The following is an 18,194-nucleotide window of genomic DNA, read 5'->3' as shown; positions in this document are numbered from 1 at the left end:
GGATTTCCGGGTGGGAATGTTTTGTAGTTGTTTGTCGAATTACGCTTCGCTGATCCGATCTACTCATGTCAGGCGAGAAGATTTGATAAGCGCTCATCTAATGCCAGAAAGAGCGCGGGGGAGGTTCCCCTTCAGGACTGTCTGTGGCCAAGGATGGCCACAGCCAAGCGCACATGGATGTGCTCGTAGCGTGTCCTGAAGGGGAACCTCCCCCGTGCGACACTCCCAAGGATGAGGGCTATTCTTTAGAAGCCTCTGGGTACCGTCTGAGCTTCCACGAACTCGAACAGACCTTCAAGGCCGCCTTCACGTCCAATACCCGAGGCTTTCATGCCACCAAACGGCGCTTCCGGGGTCGGACCGGTGCCGGTGTTCCAGCCGCAGTGGCCGAAACGAAGGCCAGCAGCCACGCGCTGGGCGCGTTCGGCATCGTTGGTGAACACGTAGGAGGCGAGACCGAACTCGGTGTCGTTACCGGCTTCGATGACTTCCTCTTCCGTGCGGAACAGGGCCATGGGCACCAGCGGGCCGAAGGTTTCTTCCTGGTAGCAGCACATATCCCGGTTTACGCCGTGCACGACGGTCGGCGGGAAGAACAGGTCGTTACCCAGATCTTCCGGTTTCTTGCCGGCAACCAGGGTAGCGCCTTTTTCGAGGGCATCCTGTACGTGACGCTTGACCTTGTCGTAGCCGGCCTGGTTGATCAGGGGGCCAAGGTCCACGTCGCCGTTGATGCCGTCGCCGACGGTCATCTTGTTGACCCGCTCGGCCAGTTTTTCACCGAAGGCATCGGCCACTTTCTCGTGCACAAAAATCCGGTTAGCACAGACACAAGTCTGACCGCCACCCCGGAATTTGTTGGCGATGAGGTTATCCGCCGCCGCATCCAGATCGGCATCATCAAAGACAATGAACGGCGCGTTGCCGCCCAGCTCCAGGGCCAGTTTCTTGACCTGATCCGCCGTATCGACAATGAGCTTGCGGCCCACTTCGGTGGAACCGGTAAAGCTGAGCATGGGCACGTCGGGGCTCTCGCAGAGAACCTTGCCGATCACGCTGGCTTTACCCATCACCAAGTTCACCATGCCGTCAGGTATGTCGGTGTGCTTATCCATCAGGCTGAACAGGGCGATCATGGTCAGCGGGGTTTCGCTGGCCGGTTTGATCACCGAGGGGCAGCCTGCCGCCAGCGCAGCGGAGAGCTTCTTCGCGATCATGCCAATGGGGAAGTTCCAGGGCGTGATCAGGCCGGTGACACCAATGGGCCGGTAGTGGACCGTCCAGGTGCAGTCTTTCGGTTTTTCCGGAATGGTATGGGCATCCAGGGCCTGGATGTGCTTGGAGCAGTAATCGAAGAACCCGGCGGCGTAATCCACTTCACCCTGGGCCTCCTGCAGCGGCTTGCCATGCTCCATGCACAGGATCCGACCGACTTCCTCCTTGTTGGCCTTGAGCGCGTCCCGGATGTCTTCCAGCCACTTGCGGCGGGTCTCGATGCTGTAGGGACTGGTCAGTCGCAGTGCCGACTTGCCGGAGGCAACGGCGGCGTTCACTTCGTCTTCCGACATGGATGCGACCTGGGCGATCACCTTGCCCGTTGCCGGGTTATAGACATCGAAGGTGTTGCCATGTTCATTGTCAGTCCAGCGACCACCGATATAGCCGGTCAGCTTTTCCAGCAGGGGTGACTCGATCATCTCGGCTCCTCTTCTGTGATTGGCTCCGCCCCGAGTGGGGCGCAGTGAAGGTAATCTGGTTGCGTCAGTGTTTTATGTCTTTCATAGTGGATGTTGTATCCCGACCTGTAAAGTCAAGGGCAGGCTTTTGATCATCGCCTGAGTGTGCCTATACTCGGGGAATCAGACACTCAGGAGACCGGACAATGAAGGCATTTTTCCATCCTGCACAGGATGAGCATGTTCCACAGACCTACTTTACCCGGGGACAGATGCGCCAGCCCCAGGAAATTCCTGCCCGCACTGGTGAAATGCTGGGCGGACTCAGGGAACTGGGCATCTCCGTGCTGCAGCCCGCAGACCAGGGCGCGGGGCCGATCTCAAAAGTTCACGATCTGGGCTACCTGCGCTTTCTGGAATCTGCGCATCGGCGCTGGAAGCAGATGGATGACTGGGGCGATGAGGTTATTTCGAATATCTTCGTCCGCTCCCCGAATCACCTGACGGGCATTCTCGCCGAGGCGGCCCGCTATCAGGCCGATGGCAGCTGTCCGATCGGCGAACACACCTGGCATGCCGCTTACTGGTCTGCGCAGAGCGCGCTGGGTGCGGCCGATGCTCTGATCGCTGGCGACAGAACGTCGTACGCCGTGTGCCGACCGCCGGGGCACCATGCCCGCCGGGATGCCGCCGGTGGTTTCTGCTACCTGAACAACGCCGCAATTGCTGCCGAGCATATGAAGGCCCGGTTCCCGAAAATCGTTATCCTGGATACCGACATGCACCACGGCCAGGGTATTCAGGAGATTTTCTACGATCGCAGCGATGTGCTGTACATTTCTATCCACGGCGACACCACCAACTTCTACCCGGTAGTCAGCGGCTTTGAGAACGAACGTGGCGAAGGGGAAGGCTTTGGCTACAACATCAACATGCCAATGCCACACGGCTCAACGGAAGACGATTTCTTCGCGAAACTGGATGAAGCCCTGGCGGCCATAAAGCTGTTCCAGCCGGATGCCATAATTCTGGCCCTGGGTTTCGATATCTACAAGAACGACCCACAGGCCAAGGTGTCGGTCTCCTCCGAGGGCTTCTGCAAACTGAGCACCCATGTACGCAAACTGGGACTACCAACGCTGGTGGTGCAGGAAGGCGGGTATGATCTGGACGCCCTGAGCGAGAACGTCCAGCAGTTTTTCAAGGGGTTGGAGGGTTAGGACAGATTCCAGAGCGCAGGGTGCCAGCTCTCCGTTAACTATTTGGGCTCATGGCAGAAGCGGTTGTCCTCGGTATTCCGAGCCTCATCGCTTCCGCCAGATTCAGGGGCTCTTGGTACTACTCTTGCCAGCCACTGCACCGTTTACCGGCGTTAACCCGCCCAAGGTAGCCATCCTGCGTTGACTAGATTCCATACACTGATCGCGGCAAGTAGCAGGCTCGGAGAAAGAAACGATTTCAAAAATACCGGAATCGACACGCTGCTTTTGGCCAACAAGACTATTCCAGTTAATAAAACAGCCACCGATAACAGGCCACAAACGCTACCCAGGATGCCGATCAGGGTATCCTTTGAACTATCCGAAGTACTAATGCCAACCGGCAAGAGAATAGCCAGTAAAAGCCCGGCCACACCATACTTCACTCCGCTAACGATGGAAGTTTTCATTTTAAATTACAACTCGAGGCGTGGCATATATACTTACCTACTCAACACTGAAAATCTCTATGACACTTTCCAAGCGATAATCTAAAGAATTGAGCTCACCAAATTCATTCACACCATTTCTTACAAGATAATCGGACAGCGAATCTATCACCTCATTTACCTGCCCTTTACTTAGATCAACGATATATCGCTATTTTAGGCTATCGCCACTCAACATTGTCTCTTCGGCACTTTTAAACACAGATGCTAAATCAGAGTTCGATAATATCGAGACAATCAGACTTACATTTCTTCGATTGATTTTAAATTCCATTGTCTTCATGCCATGTCTGACGGATCTCAGCATTATCGTATAAAAATCAAAACCCGTGACATCAGGGCCGAGCCCTCATCAAAGGAGTGCTACCGCAATCTACTTCCTTCGCTTCCGTTTACGATTTCCCTCAATCGAAGCAAATACAATAACTCCAATAATTATTATTAAAATAGCAAAACCCAAAAGATCGGGAAAGAAATCTCTGCCCAACAAAATAACGACAATATACAATAGGGAAAGCCCGCCAACCCTGCAAATAAATAGCTCATGTTTGGTTTTTCGGCAACGACGATCTAGCGGCCCGCGCTAAGGTCGTTGTCCCGATACCCGAACCGGATCAAGGCAGAACCTGCATGTTTCAGGCCTCCTGAAGCCCAAAGGGAACACTGTTGTCATCACCATCATAGGTCGCCAGCAGCGTGGTCTTGTCCTGCCACAGGTAGCGTTCCACTACGCTGCCGTCTTTGATCCTGGCTGCCCGGTTCCCAAGTGCGTTGTGGCGGTATTCGATGGCGTGGCCCGGGGTCTGCACCTGTTTGAGCCGGCCCTGGCTGTCGTAGTCGTAGGTGGTGACGTCGGTGCCCGTGGTTTTCTGGCTCAGGCGTCCGTTGCCATCGTAGGTGTAGCTGGTATTGCCGAAGCTCTGTAACTGGTCGCCCAGGTTGTAGCTGGCGGAAATACCCGAGACGCCGCGTTCGGTGCTGGTTGCCAGGGTACGATTGCCGTTGGCGTCGTACTGGTACTGCTCCACCAACTGGCTGTTTTTGGTTACCCCGGTCAGGCGGTAGCGGTCATCGTACTCATACCCGTACTGGTTGACGGTGCCATCCGGCAGGGTTTCGGTTTTACCAACAATCTGGCCGACGCTGTTCTAGGTCAGTTCGTAGTCGAAGGTGGCTAAGTGCACAATTAGGCTTGCATAGGCGGTTCAGGATATTTCTCTACCAAATAACAACCTTTCTAATTCCTCAAATCCTGAAGTCTTTCCTGAAAGGTACAATTTTCCAAATTCACACTTCAGCATTAAATTTATATTGTCCTCGTGAAAAAGGAATTTCATATTTTTACTAGAAGAAAAAAATTCACCTTGAGAAATCATCGTTGACTTATCAAACTCAAAGGCCATTCCACTGAATGTTTTCCCTGAAAATCGCCTTCCATTATAGGTTATTTCTTGGACAGTCGAGCGTACGATGAGAATCGCCTCGACTGATTCTTTAAATTTCATCAAAAAAAATATGCTAAACCCAATAATTATCAACCTTTCCCATAATAAAAAATAATTTAGCACCGAGAAGCTAAACAGATATATCGAAGCTCCTATTATTGGTAATGGTATTAGATACAGAAGCGGGTAATACCTACCCGCGCCCCCAAGACATTGATTTTCCCATTTAGTCAAAACAATTCCTTATCTTCCCAATGCTGTTCCTATTGCGCCCGAGGCTGTTGATGGGCCCCACCCAATCACAGCGCCGGACACAGCGCCAGCACCGCGAGTAATAGCTGAGGCCCAACCACCACCTACCGCTGACCCAGCGGCCGATCCCCAGTTGATATTTGAATTATTGCAGGGGTCACCATCGATATTGTTTCCGATCGCTTGACCAAGCAAGTTGCTTCCCCCGCCAATTGCCGCAGATGCACCTATGCCTACACCACCGAAGAACCCTGTCGCAGCACCTGTTGCAGCCCCGATTGCTCCTGCTAATGCCGCGTCTGGAATGCTTGCTCCTGTTGCCAATGCACCGGTGAACGCAGAGACAGCGCCAATGGCTCCACCAATAGCCGCGCCTACAACCCCAAACTGTCCCGTTGGATCCACAAAGTTTACGGGATCGTTGGACACATACCCATAAAGATTCGTATCCCCACCCGCAAAACCAATCGGGTCCCGGGCCGTCCAGCGACCGGTTGTTGGATCGTAATCCCGATAGCCAAACCGGATCAGACCAGTATCCGGATCGTTCAGACCACCGGCAAACGCAAACGGAATCTCAAAGCCGGGATTGCTATCACTGATCACATTGCCATAGACATCGTACTCAACAGCCTTGACCACTTGCCCAGCGCTGTCCGTGATTATCCTCGGGCTGCCCAGGTGGTCCGTTAGCAGGTAATAGGTCTGGCCATTCTCGGTAAAGCTCGTCGGAGCATGGCCCAGCGTGTAGTTGAAACGCTGTTTGAGGTTGCCGTCCCCATCGTAGGTGGCCAGAAGCGTGGTCTTGTCCTGCCACAGGTAACGCTCCACCACTTGCCCATCTTTGACCTTGGCGACCCGGTTACCCAGGGCATTGTGGCGGTATTCGATGGCGTGGTCCGGAGTCTGCACCTGTTTGAGCCGGCCCTGGCTGTCGTAATCGTAGGTGGTGACGTCGGTGCCCGTGGTTTTCTGGCTCAGGCGTCCGTTGCCATCGTAGGTGTAGCTGGTATTGCCGAAGCTCTGTAACTGGTCGCCCAGGTTGTAGCTGGCGGAAACACCCGAGACGTCGCGTTCGATACTGGTGGCTAGAGTACGGTTGCCGTTGGCGTCGTACTGGTACTGCTCCACCAACTGGCTGTTTTTGGTCACCTCGGTCAGGCGGTAGCGATCATCGTACTCATACCCGTACTGGTTGACGGTGCCATCCGGTAGGGTTTCGGTTTTACCAACGATCTGGCCAACCTTGTTGTAGGTTAGTTCGTAGTCGAAGGTGGCCGCCTGATTCAGCTCGGTGCTGACAACGGTGACTTCCCCGTGGCCGTTGTAGGCAAACGTCCGGTTCAGGGTGCCATCGTCCAGACTGACCGGTAGGCCGTGATCGGCGTGGCGACCGATGGCGAAGCCGTGAATGCCGGTTAACAGGCCGTCCCGGTCATAGGTCAGGCTGGCACTGTCACCGGCGTAGGTGATCTGGCTGACCTGATAATCCGGGTTGTGCTGGTACTGGATCCCTTCGTTGAGTTCGCCCTGGTAATTCACGGCCGTCAACAGGGTGCCGTCCCAGTTGTAGCTCAGGCTTTCTCCACCTTCCGTAATCTGGCTCAGCTGATCGCCATGGTGGTAGTCGTAGAGGATTGCCCCTTCCGGCGTATCGGTCCGGGTCAGGCGGTTCTGACTGTAGGTATGTTCCAGCCGTTGCCCGGATGGCAGCTCAATGGCCGTCAGGCGGCGATCCCGATCGTACTCGTATTGAGTCGTCTCACCCAGCGGGGTCGCTTCGGAGGTAACCCGATTGATGCCATTGTACGCGCTGTCGTGGTCAGCCGGCGTTGGCACCACCAGGGTGGTTCGGTTGCCGTTCTCGTCGTACTCGCTGAGCGTGGTATGGCCGTCCGGGTAAGTGACTTTGGTGACCCGCCCGAGCAGATCGTACTCATAAAACGTCTGCTTACCGTCGGCGGCCGTTATCGCAGTCACCTGGCCCCGGCCTTCGCTGCCGAAGGTGTAGCTGGTGCTACGGTCGCCCACGGTTTCCTGAATCAAGCGGCCACGGGCGTCGTAAGCAAACTCGGAGTCCAACAGGCCGGTCACGGATATGCTTTGAGTGAGCAGGGTTTCCGGGTCAACCTGTTCACGGACAACACGGCCCTCCGCCGAGGTTTGCACCAGGGTGCCGGCACGTGCGTCTACCTCGGTGGTGCTGGTGTCGCCGTTCACATTCGCGGTCACCGTGTATCGGCTGGTATCCGCGCCATTCTGGCCGTAGACCGTACTGAGCGTGGTGCTCTGGGTCAGGCCGCTGGGCTGAGAAACGGTTATGGCGCTGGGGATTTCTTGCAGGGTTTTGGGGTCCAGCACCTTGTCCACCACAGTGGTAACACCGCCATAGAGAGTGGTTTGCTGGAGCTGGTCAGCCCTCAGGATATCGACCAGGGTGGTCCCGTTCTTATAGGTGATTTCCTTGCGGACATCACCATTCTCCAGCACTCGGCGAACGGTCTGGTACTGATTACCCTCCGCAGTGGTATAACCATAGCGGTTGTGGCCGATACCTACCCGGGTATCGAAGAAGTCCCACTGGCCGCCTTCGGGGTCTCGGGTTTGGTAGACACGACCATTCTGGTCAAATTCATGAGGGTAGCGGTAGCCGTTCGGGTCGGTTTTCTCGGTGAGCAACCCGCCATCCTGATACAGGAACTGATACTCGCTGCCATCTTCATAGGCCAGGGCTGTCAGGTTGTTGTGTTCATCAACCGTGAGTTCGGTTATCTGGCCATCCGCTGCCACAATTCGCTGTGGTTCACCGTCGGCATTTCGCTCAATGGCAATAACGTTTCCAAAACGGTCCGTAATTTGATTGAGCTTGCCGGCCTCGTTGTAACCGAATTCAACCAGGGTGGTACCACTATCCAGATCGAAGGTGGCAATGTGTCGGCCCTCGCTATCAAAGCGGTATGGCATTCTTGAGGCTGAAGCGGCATCTCTTACACAGCGCACGTGATACTGGTCCGTCTTGCTGAACCGCTCGCTATTGAAGCTGGCGCTTTCAATCGCCCAGGCCTGTTCATCGTCCCGAAAATTGGTGGTTGAACTCCAGTACGGCTGCCGGAAGCTGGCTTCATGATCCCAGTATTCCCCGGGAGGGAAAACCAACTCTGTTTGATGGGCAAACACGCTGTTTGGCAGAACGTAAAGCAGCTCGTTGATGTTCGGCAGTCTCCAATCGCTGAAGCCAGCAAACGTAGAGGCCTCACAATGCTGGATACTGGAAGCCCAATCCAACTTGGTACTGGCGTTCTCGGGCGCATCCTGCCACATAAGGCCGTTGTCATTATCGACAACTACCTGTTTGGCCGCGTCACGTTTCAGGTTCTGGGTGTATCGCTCATCAATAGACTCTCCCCGAACACACATGACGGGCTTCAGGGCACTCTCTGGATTCGCCGCCGACGTGTGCCAAAGACCTCGGGCACGGGATACGCTGTAAATGGCCGGCCCGATGTTCCCGCCCGACTTATCAAGGGTGTAGCCAATCTCTTTGGCCGTTGGCAAACGCCAACCTGTTCCCTTCGGCATAGCATCGTTGGCGCAATACGCCTGAGCCCCTGCCTTGGTGCGAGCCTCGAACGGCTGATCGGTAAACTGCCATTCCAGCCCGGTCACCTTGTCAACAAGCACACCTTCATCGTTCACGGTGTAATCGATGCTGCTGCCCCCGCTCTGATAATAGCCGTCATCGCCATCAACCAGGCTGTAGGTGAGGCCGGTTTTAAGGATCAGTGACTGAGTTTCCACATCCACGACGCTGCCACTGCCCAGATACACTCGGCCTGCGGGATCGTATTCATGGACGTTGGACAAAGACCAGCCATTGGCCAGCTGGCGTTCAAAACTGTTCTTGAAGGAGACGCCGCGGGTTTGCCAACTGATGTAGTTCTGGCGGCCTGGTACTTCCGTCACGTTATTGCCCACCGTAGCCCAAGCCACCGGGAACTCCGAAAGTTCCCGCTGTTCCTCAGCAGCATTGCCTGCACTGATGTACTGGGTTTTGTACTCATACCCGATGCTCACCCGGCCACTTACCATCCCTACAGGGCGAACACCATCCACCCGGGTACCATCCCAGATGAACTCCACTTCGGTATTCGTTGCCGGCGCCAGTTCTCTCTGGAACACCCGGCCGGCAACTTCCAGCTTCACGATCATTTTCTCAAGCGTTGAGGGAATCTCGGCACCGCTGACTCTAATACGCGCCTTGTGCTTATATCCCTCGGTCCTCTGGCTGGAGTAGTGAAGCGTCAGGTTCGTGCCCGAGATGGCAATGTCTTCGTGGAAGGTTTGCTGATACGGCTTAACGTATGAACCCGTGCATTCAAGCTCTTCGTTCTGTTCATCTTCCTGCTCCGGATCAAGCGCCAGCTCCGTAGGCGCTTCGTCTTCACTGGAGCCCCAGTTGTAGTCCTTGGCCGAGAAGTGGTTAAAGCTACCCCACCAGAGCGTGTCTCCGGCATCGTAACCTGCCAGACCAATAACCTCATCTTCGGTGTTGCCATTGCCGTTGAGGTCGTCCGGCGTGGAATCGCCGGTGTAGTCGAGGCCGTCGACCACACCATCGCCATCAACATCCAACAACTGAACAACTACGCCGTTGGAGGACGCCACCCACTGATTTCCAAGCCGATCATAGGTTCCGATCGGGACAATCTCGCCAACGTCAAAGCCCAGGAAGTTATCAACGAACATCACAACGTCACTATCAAAAACAACGCTGTCGCTGTAATAAACGCCCGCTACGTGAAGGTCATTGGCGAACGTGAAGGCCGTCTCGCGGGGTAGTTCTCCTGGCATCGATTCCGGAGTTTCAAATTCCGTCGCGCTGAACTGAAACTCGTCAAGCTCGCGAGTACTGCCGTCTGCAGAGACCACGGTTGCAGTGGTTATACCATTGAAGACAACGGTTGCCTGACGCTCGCCAAATTCGTCAATAACCGTCGTGGACTGATGAACCTGAGGTTCGCCGGACGTCAAATCGATCCGTGTCTGTTTGCTGTCACGGGGCAGCAACATGACATTCTCGAGACTTGCCCAAGCGTTAGAGGAGCCGATGGTGGTTCGCTGTACAACAAGGTGCCCGGTTTTTTCGTAAACGATGGTCTGCTGACCGGCAGGTCCAGCGATGATAAACCGACCATCACTTCCGGTTTTTGTTGAGCCAAGCTCGGGCTTATTCAGGAATGAAGCCTGTACTCCGGCCATGGGCTGTCCGTCACGATCCAGCACCAGCCCGGTGTACACCGCCATGGCCATGGGGTCGTAACTGCTAATGGTCGCGTTGTCTGGCACGTATTCCGAGTATGCAGACGCCTCGGCGCCCTGAAGATTGCTGAGATCAGTTGCTTCACGAACCCGGACAAAGAGTCGGTTAGACTCCAAACCATCAACGCGGGCAAGCACCTGAGCGTTCCCTTCCCGCTCTGCCGTCAATACGCCACCTTCAACAGAAATGATAGACCGGCTGTCCGCTACGAAGCTGGCGTAGGCGGTGATATCCACTTCATTTCCGTTGTCGTAATAAGCGCCTACCTGAAGAGAATGCGAATCACCCGGAACCATCATCAGGGTGCTGGGTGCTACGCGGATCTCTCGCAGCCCATTGGTATCCACCCGCGATTCATCAATTTCGAGAATGTGAGCGGTATTGCAGCCTTGGGCTGCTGACACATCCACCGTAGTGACGCCAGACATGTCCCACTCGCTGTTCTGGTCAACGGTCTGGAAAACTGTCACATAGCCATGTGAGGAAGGTGACGCTTGTCCCGGGCGATAAAGCCCCCGGGCAACCCCAAACCCGATCACCCCTTCTTCGGATTCGATGCCGCTGTTTTCATCAAGGCCCGCCTGCAAAACGTGGTCCCGGTGCCCCCACGCGGGGCCGGTTGCCCACTCAAAGTCCTCAAACCAGCTTTTATCCTGGTAGAGCCAACCATAAATGGCCAGTACCAATGCCTGATCCGCCGTTGGAACCTCGGCGTAACCGTTGCCGGAAGCAACAGACTCCGTCTTTACATGGGCATCGCGATGACTTGCCAGATAAGCGTTTGAATCAAGACGATCGCTTGGGCTAAGGCCATCGTTGTAGTGACCAATGACCTGATTACGATCATGAATGTAATCAGCATAGTCTTGAGCAATCGTCACGATTTCCTGAGCAACCCCCTGATAGGGCTTGAGACCTCGTGCCGTGCGCTCGGCATTCACAAGATAGAGCCCTTTTTCCTGAAGACTCATAGCGTCCCAGGTCGCCTGATCCGGCATGATCAGGAACTGGAAAACCGATGGGTCCTGAGAGCGCGCATAGTTGAAGCCCCGGGCAATATCGTCGACTGTTTCGACCTGATTTCCTCGCCACTCTATATCGTTTTCCGGGTACTGGAGCTCCACGTACTTATCATTGGCGACGGGTTGAAAGGGACAGGACATCAGCTCCCTTGTTGGCTCAACAATGAGACTCAGTTCCGCCGTGTCGGTAAGACCAAGCCCTGTCGTTACGGTCAATAGAACCGGATATTCGCCAGCAGGCATCCCTTGAAGATTCGCGATCGCACTGGTGGACACGACTTCATCTTGCAATCGCCATTCGTACTCAAGCAAACCTTCCTGGACAGAACTGCCAGATCCATCAAGAGTAATCGGGACGTTTTCGTAAACGTAGTGTGCAGCGGGCAGAGTCGCTTGTGGTGCGTACCCAACCTCCACCAACAGTGTCTTAGTGGCAACCTGGCCCGCATCGGACTCAACTTCAACCCGGTATGGCCAACTGCCAGCTTCAAGCCCGGTTAAGGTAACCGACGCGGAGTTACTGAACGGTGTCTGGGTATCGCCCTCATACCAGCGGAAGGCGGCAATCTCTCCCAGGGGTACATGGCTGGCCTGGGCACTGATGGAAACGCTATCACCCACTGCTGCCAGGAAATCGCCCTCCAGGCTAATCACTGGGCTGTGCCCGCTCACCGATACGTCGATCGACTGTTGGTGAGTCAATCCATTAGCGTAAGTAAGTGACAAAACGATCTGATGCTGACCAAGTGCCAACCCTTCTAACATCAGGGTCGAACCTTCGCCAAGTACTTCACCGGTTTCTTGAGACAACCACTGGATGGATTCAACTGACGGGTCCGACGCCTGGGGCCCAGCCTCAAGCGTTACGGTGTCGCCAAGGTTAACGTCCGGGTTACCCTCTACTTCGATATCGGGGCGAGGAATCACCACAACAGTGACATCCTGTGCTGCCTCAAGTCCTCGCGCGTTTGTAACCGTCAGCCGGTAGGAGTTCTCACCGGCAGTAAGGTTTGCCATTTCCAGAAGCGGTCCCGTAGCAACCACACTCTCGTCTGTAGCATTTGTCCATTCATAAGTTGAAATTCCGGCTACATCCTCGGTACCGCTACCATCCAGAACAAGTGTGTCACCTTCCCACAATGAGGTCTGGCCCGAAATCTGGATGACTGGCGGCCCATACACCACCAGCGAGATGGGCTCCTCCAAAGACTGACTCAACCCAAGCTGGTCGGTAACGGTGAGTTGAATCTCGTACGTTCCAGCATTACTGAACTGAGTTTCAAGAACGGCGCTGTCGCCAAGCACCTCTTCTGTAGTCAGGTTGCTCCATTCGTAGGCCGTAATATTTCCATCCGAGTGGTAGCTGGCAGAGCCGTCGAACACAATGGGTTGTTCAACATCTACCTCTTGCGGCGGCATGTTGGCGAGGACCGCCACGGGCTCCGCATAGCTTCGGATGCATCGCGGCGCATAGTTATCATAAGTGAGCCCCACGACCGAATGGTTGGCATTCGCAGCCCAGCTCCCCGCATAGTTGGATTCGGGGTCATACTGATACCTGAATCGGTATCCTCGGGCTGGATCATCATTTACTAGAGTAGAAGATAGCCAATGCCTGTTCTCCGGTACGTTTATAAAAAAGTCCGGGCTCCATCGAGAACCATCGAACACAAAATATTCAAACTCTCGCACCAATAATTGGGACTCATTGAAGTTAGGCAATCTCCAGTCAGAAAAGCCCCCAAGATCCAAAGCCCCACAATAAGCCAGGTTTGCTTCAACATTGCCCCTGATTTGCAGAGATTCAGGGGTGTCTTGCCACATCAAACGGTTGGCACGGTCAACCACAAGATTGTGGTCATCCAATCGATGAAGCGACGGCAGGAATCGCTGCGGACCGCTGACGCAGCGGACACTGGCTTCCTTATTGTAATCAGCGGGCAGAATCCTGGTGTCTTTGAAATCCACCATGGTTTTCCAGCTGCTATACGCAGGTTCTCGAGAGCGGCCTTGAAACTGGGGGGATGCAAAAAACCATCGCTGATCGTAACCGGTCCCGACTTGATACTTGAAAACCTGTTCGATCAGCGTCTTGCTATGATCAAAGAGATAGACCAGCTCAAGGCGATTGGGAAGGCGCCATTCAGTCTCTCCACCCAACTCCAAATCACGACAATACGATGCGGCGTTGTGGAACGTTGTTGCTTCATTCAGGACAACATCACTGTTATCTTGCCAAACAAGACCGTTCACCTGGTCAACAACAACGTCCCGTTCATCGTCACGAACAAAGAAGCGATCCGTACCAACCCTGGCATCCCCGTCATCTTCGGAATAACGACTTACTCTTGCCCCCGTTCTGGGAATTCTGGAGTGCCCTTCCTCTACTTCTTCCAAAGTCACCAGCGGCGAGACACTGATTACAAAGCTCTGGGTATCACTCAATCCATAGGGATCTGTTACCCGAACGGATATTTCGTGGTCACCTATCTGACTATCGCTTGGCGTCCATCGAAGCTCATCTTCCTCAAGCAACATCCCTTCTGGCCCAGAAACGAGAGAGAAAGCCAGACGACTGTCTGCAACGAAGGGATCTGATGCCATCAAAGAGTAGACGTAATTCTGACCGACGACCGTGTTCTGCAAAGGCCAGGAGGTAAAGGCAGGCTCTTTGTTGGGATCCTGGACGGTCAAATGGAACATCTGAAGGGTTTCGCCCCCCCGCTCGTCAACAACCCGAACCTCAAAATAATTGTCGCCAAGCTGGTGCCGCTGGGGCTCCCAAGACAGCAGGCCCGCGTACTGATCGATCTCAACGCCTTCAGGGCCAGTAACGTGAAAGCAAAGATCATCATTCTGATTATCGGTGGCTCTTACCTGGTACACATATTCGCTGGCGTACCAGGCTTCTGAACTTGGCGCAGAGGTTACCTGGGGAGGCTGATTGGTTTCAGATAATTGCTCAGGTGTCAGACCAAAGCCTTCGGAGCTATCCACCTCTCCTGCGTCGCAGCTATCGGTGGAGCCTCCTTTAATAAGGATGTTCAGACGGGATTCGGCATCTGGTGAGACACCAAAGCTGCCCAATATGTCCTGACTACTAAGAGTGCTCTGAGAGCCCCCATCCCCGCCACCAAAAAAGATATTCCCTATGACATCTCGCCGTGAGAAAAAGTTTACAACCCGCACTCCGACATTATGGCTCTCACTTTGAAGAACCAGGTCATTTCCCCACCGGATCATATTTGAGGCAATATCCTGACGCTCAATGCCTCCGACGAAATGCACGTTGTTCAAGGCACTGTCAGCAACAATTACCTTGTTACCATCGCCAGGACGCAGTTCAAACGTAATGCCATTATCGCCATATTGGAGGACTTCACCACCGGGCAAGCGGCCTACGAGATAATCACTACCTTCACCTGGCTCAACGACGCGCACGCCCATTCTGGGCACCAGGAACTCGCTTACGCCCGACCCAGACATGGTGTCCGAATCTCCGGCACCCAGTACCAGTGAACGAGAGGATTGAACCTGAGAGGGCACCTCCTCCCCAAAAACCTGGAAGAGGCTTGAGCGAGTCAGTGAGGCACCGTCATGGAACCTTAACTCGCCCAACGTGTTGGCTACAGAAAAGAAGTCTCTTACTGTAATTCGGACCTGTTTAGAGTCAATCCGTAGTAAAAGATCATTCCCAGACTTTACGAAAGACTGAGAAACATCGGAGTACGTTATCGATTCATCAAACTCGATAACATTGAAGCCTTCTGTCTCGACAATGACATTGTTTCCAAAGCCTGCCTCAAAATAGTAAAGGTTGTTACCTGGCCCGCCCAATACATAATCATCACCGGCCTCCGGGATAATCAAGTTGTCCCCGCTTCCGGCATAGATCAGATCATCATCAACCGTACCAATAAGCCAATGGAATTCTTCCGGTAGTTCCGGATCGGTGTCGCCGGGATCTCCATTGCCCGGGTCGGTTCCTCCGCCCGAGCAATCATTGCCACAATCACCGCCGCCGTTACCACTTCCTCCCGCGTCCAGCAGAACACCTTCCACGTTGAGTGCGTATTCAGTTTCCGCTTCAGGAGCAGCTACGCCAAAGAGCTCAAACAATTGAGCTGACTGAAGCTGCCCTCCGGATTCAAAACGTATATCTACAACCGTATTGGCAAGCGTAAAGAACTTGTAGATGCGTACTTCGCCATCACTATTGCGATTGCCGAGTACCAAATCATCGCCACGTTTTTGCAACTGGGACGCCACATCGTTAAACGTAATGCCGCCCCTGAAGAAAATCTCGTGATGCCCCGACGAGGCCACAACTACATCCTGGCCGTCCCCCGGATAAATCTCGAAGGTGACAGGGGACGTGCGTCCAATCAGGTAGTCGTTGCCTGCAAGCCCCTTTAAGACTTGAGTATCATCTGATGGAACCAGAACATCTCTTTGACTTGACCCTGAAATTACACTGTCACCACTCCCCGCCTGAACCAGTTGGAGAGGCACTCCATCAGCGGTTGGTTCCGATGCACCAAATACCTGGAATAGTTGGGTAGATGAAAGCTGCTGACCGTTCTGAAAGGTAAAAGACGCGATAGTGTCTTTAACGGTAAAGAACCCACTCACAGTAAGGGTTCGATTCTCATTACCCAATACTAGCTGTAGATCGTCGCCTGAACGCCATAGGCCACTGGCAACATCAGAAAAAGAAATATTAGGCCCGAATTCCACCGTGTTCTGCCCGGCCACCTCGACAACGGTAATGTGACCCACACCAGCGTCGATCAGGTATTCGTTGTTGCCGGCACCACCAATGATCAAATCCTCTGCGGTTCCGACGAGGATTCGCGAATCTTCCGGCCCAACTACGATCAAGTCGTTGTTTTCCGTGCCAACAATCTCGGGGGTCATCGGCGTGGATAACGCAGCAGGTATGGGAGGTAATATCAGTGCGAGAGAGGCGAACGCGAGAGCAGAAAAGGCGACATACAGGCGTGACTGTGCCATGAGGGCTTCCTTTCAGGTTTCATTGTGCAATCCATGCACCCCCCCAAAACAAAGCGTTTCTATTCAGAGATCTTCGAACTGCAGACTCTGCTAAATGTTGAGGGGGGCCAAGGCCATAAAACTATTACACGCAACTAACACAGACTGAGCAAGTGTCAGCCTCCGAATTGTGACTTGCATCACACTGAAAGATGCGCAATCGAACACCGCCCCTCACAGATCAAATCGCCGGGACATAGACCTTTATGTTCATGTGCCCCTCGGCCTTCAGATGCCCCGCGTGCATCCGGCTCATGGTGCCGCGATCGCAATACAGCAGGTATTGCCGGTTCGCCGGCAACTCCGGTAGCTGCTGATTCAGCTCGTAGAAAGGGATCTGCAGGATCTCATTGTTGGTCAGTGTCAGCGGTGACTGTTCGCCCTCCGAGGGGTGACGCACGTCGATGATCACGTCATCCACCGATGGTGTCTGCACCAGCTCCACTTCCTCCGGCGTCACGGTCGTTTCCAGCAACCGGTTTATCGGCGTTTCTTCCCGGGCCTCAATCGCGTTGGCAAGCACTGACGTGTCCATTTGGGCTTCGTCTTCCTCCACGCGATGGAGCTTGGCGCGGGTAGCCGGTTTCTGGGAGATGACGCCACAGTATTCGGGCATGTTGCGGGCATAGACTTCGGTGCCAATTTCCCGGGCGATGCGGATGATGGATTCCTTGTCCATCGCCACCAGGGGCCGCAGGACCGCCTCGTCACTGGCCCGGTCCACCACGTTCAGGTTGCTCAGGGTCTGGCTGGACACCTGGGCCACCGCATCCCCTGTCACCACGCCAGAGGCGTTGTTCTTTTTTGCAATGTCGGCAGCCGCCATAAGCATCTGGCGTTTCAACACCACACCCCAGTGACGGTGGCTCACCGAACGCATGATTTCTGCAACCACGCCTTCGAACGGAACCGAAATAAACTTGGCACTGTGGGAGGCACCATAGCGATCCCACAGGTAGTGCACTACCTGGCGCACACCAACCTCGTGAGCCGTGCCACCGAGGTTGAAAAACAGGAAGTGGCTGCGCAAACCCCGACGCATCATCAGGTAAGCCGCCACGGACGAATCATAGCCCCCGGAAATCAGGGTCAGCACATTTTCGACACTGCCCAGCGGATAGCCGCCCAAACCCCGGTGCTTGCGATGGGCAATATGGAACTGGTCGTCCTGGACTTCAATCCGCACCTCAACCTGTGGAGATTTCAGATCAACCCCACTGGCACCCGATGCCTGCATAAGCGCGGCACCCACGGTACGCTCCAGATCAATAGAGCGGAAACTGTGTTCACCGTGACGTCGGGCCCTGACGGCAAAGGTTTTGCCAGTCAACCGGTCCGCAAAGGCCTCAACAGCCTTCTCGGCAACATCTTCCAGACTGACAAATGGAAACGCTCCGATTTCCTGGATCGTGGAAATGCCCGGTATGCGCAAAAGCAGCTCAAGGGCCGGCCCGGACAACCCACGACCGTCTGGCACCTCCACGTCTACCCTGTCCCAACTGCCTTCAACCCGAATCTCCGGATCAAGCCGCGCCAGCAGCTTTCGGATGTTCTGGCGCAGATGACGCATCTGCTGGCGACGGACGGGTTTACTCTTGATAGCAACTTCCGGAGCGGGACGAATAAGCAGTTTCATAAATCGGAATTTTGTCGGGTGGCGTATTGTACTGAAAGGCCTTAGTCTACCCTTTTGACTGCGTGCCTCAAAATCGGGCATTT

At 54.4% G+C, this 18,194-nt stretch carries 7 protein-coding genes; 1 reads left to right on the top strand and 6 read right to left on the bottom strand.

From position 1 onward, the window contains the following. Positions 1-245 precede the first annotated feature (245 nt). Positions 246-1,697, bottom strand: coding sequence for an NAD-dependent succinate-semialdehyde dehydrogenase (locus CFB02_RS16070; protein ID WP_014578583.1), 1,452 nt, complete (start codon positions 1,695-1,697; stop codon positions 246-248). Between the two features lie 185 nt (positions 1,698-1,882). Between CFB02_RS16070 and CFB02_RS16065 the strand changes: the two genes are divergently transcribed. After that, positions 1,883-2,896 (top strand): histone deacetylase family protein, encoded by a 1,014-nt coding sequence (locus tag CFB02_RS16065; protein WP_088558803.1) that lies wholly within the window; start codon positions 1,883-1,885, stop codon positions 2,894-2,896. A gap of 152 nt (positions 2,897-3,048) precedes the next feature. Here CFB02_RS16065 and CFB02_RS18110 read toward each other — a convergent pair whose 3' ends face one another. From CFB02_RS18110 to thiI, 5 genes are all read right to left on the bottom strand, one after another. Next, a complete protein-coding gene (locus tag CFB02_RS18110; protein ID WP_157677818.1) occupies positions 3,049-3,345 on the bottom strand; it encodes a hypothetical protein in 297 nt (98 codons plus the stop codon). Positions 3,346-4,019: 674 nt separating this feature from the next. Continuing rightward, complete coding sequence (locus CFB02_RS16055; protein WP_157677817.1) at positions 4,020-4,412, bottom strand: RHS repeat domain-containing protein; 393 nt, start codon at positions 4,410-4,412, stop codon at positions 4,020-4,022. Positions 4,413-4,589: 177 nt separating this feature from the next. After that, on the bottom strand, positions 4,590-4,889 hold the full coding sequence (locus CFB02_RS18105) for a hypothetical protein (protein ID WP_157677816.1): 300 nt from the start codon (positions 4,887-4,889) through the stop codon (positions 4,590-4,592). Between the two features lie 183 nt (positions 4,890-5,072). Next, the gene (locus CFB02_RS16045; protein WP_088558799.1) at positions 5,073-16,436 is read right to left on the bottom strand and encodes a DUF1566 domain-containing protein; all 11,364 of its coding nucleotides are present in this window, start codon (positions 16,434-16,436) and stop codon (positions 5,073-5,075) included. 220 nt (positions 16,437-16,656) lie between these two features. Beyond that, complete coding sequence (gene thiI, locus CFB02_RS16040; protein WP_088558798.1) at positions 16,657-18,111, bottom strand: tRNA uracil 4-sulfurtransferase ThiI; 1,455 nt, start codon at positions 18,109-18,111, stop codon at positions 16,657-16,659. Between the last annotated feature and the right edge of the window lie 83 nt (positions 18,112-18,194).

The organism is Marinobacter sp. es.042 (assembly GCF_900188315.1).
Taxonomy (GTDB): domain Bacteria; phylum Pseudomonadota; class Gammaproteobacteria; order Pseudomonadales; family Oleiphilaceae; genus Marinobacter.
Note: the sequence above shows the minus strand (reverse complement) of the source record. Positions and strands in the feature narration are given on the sequence as shown.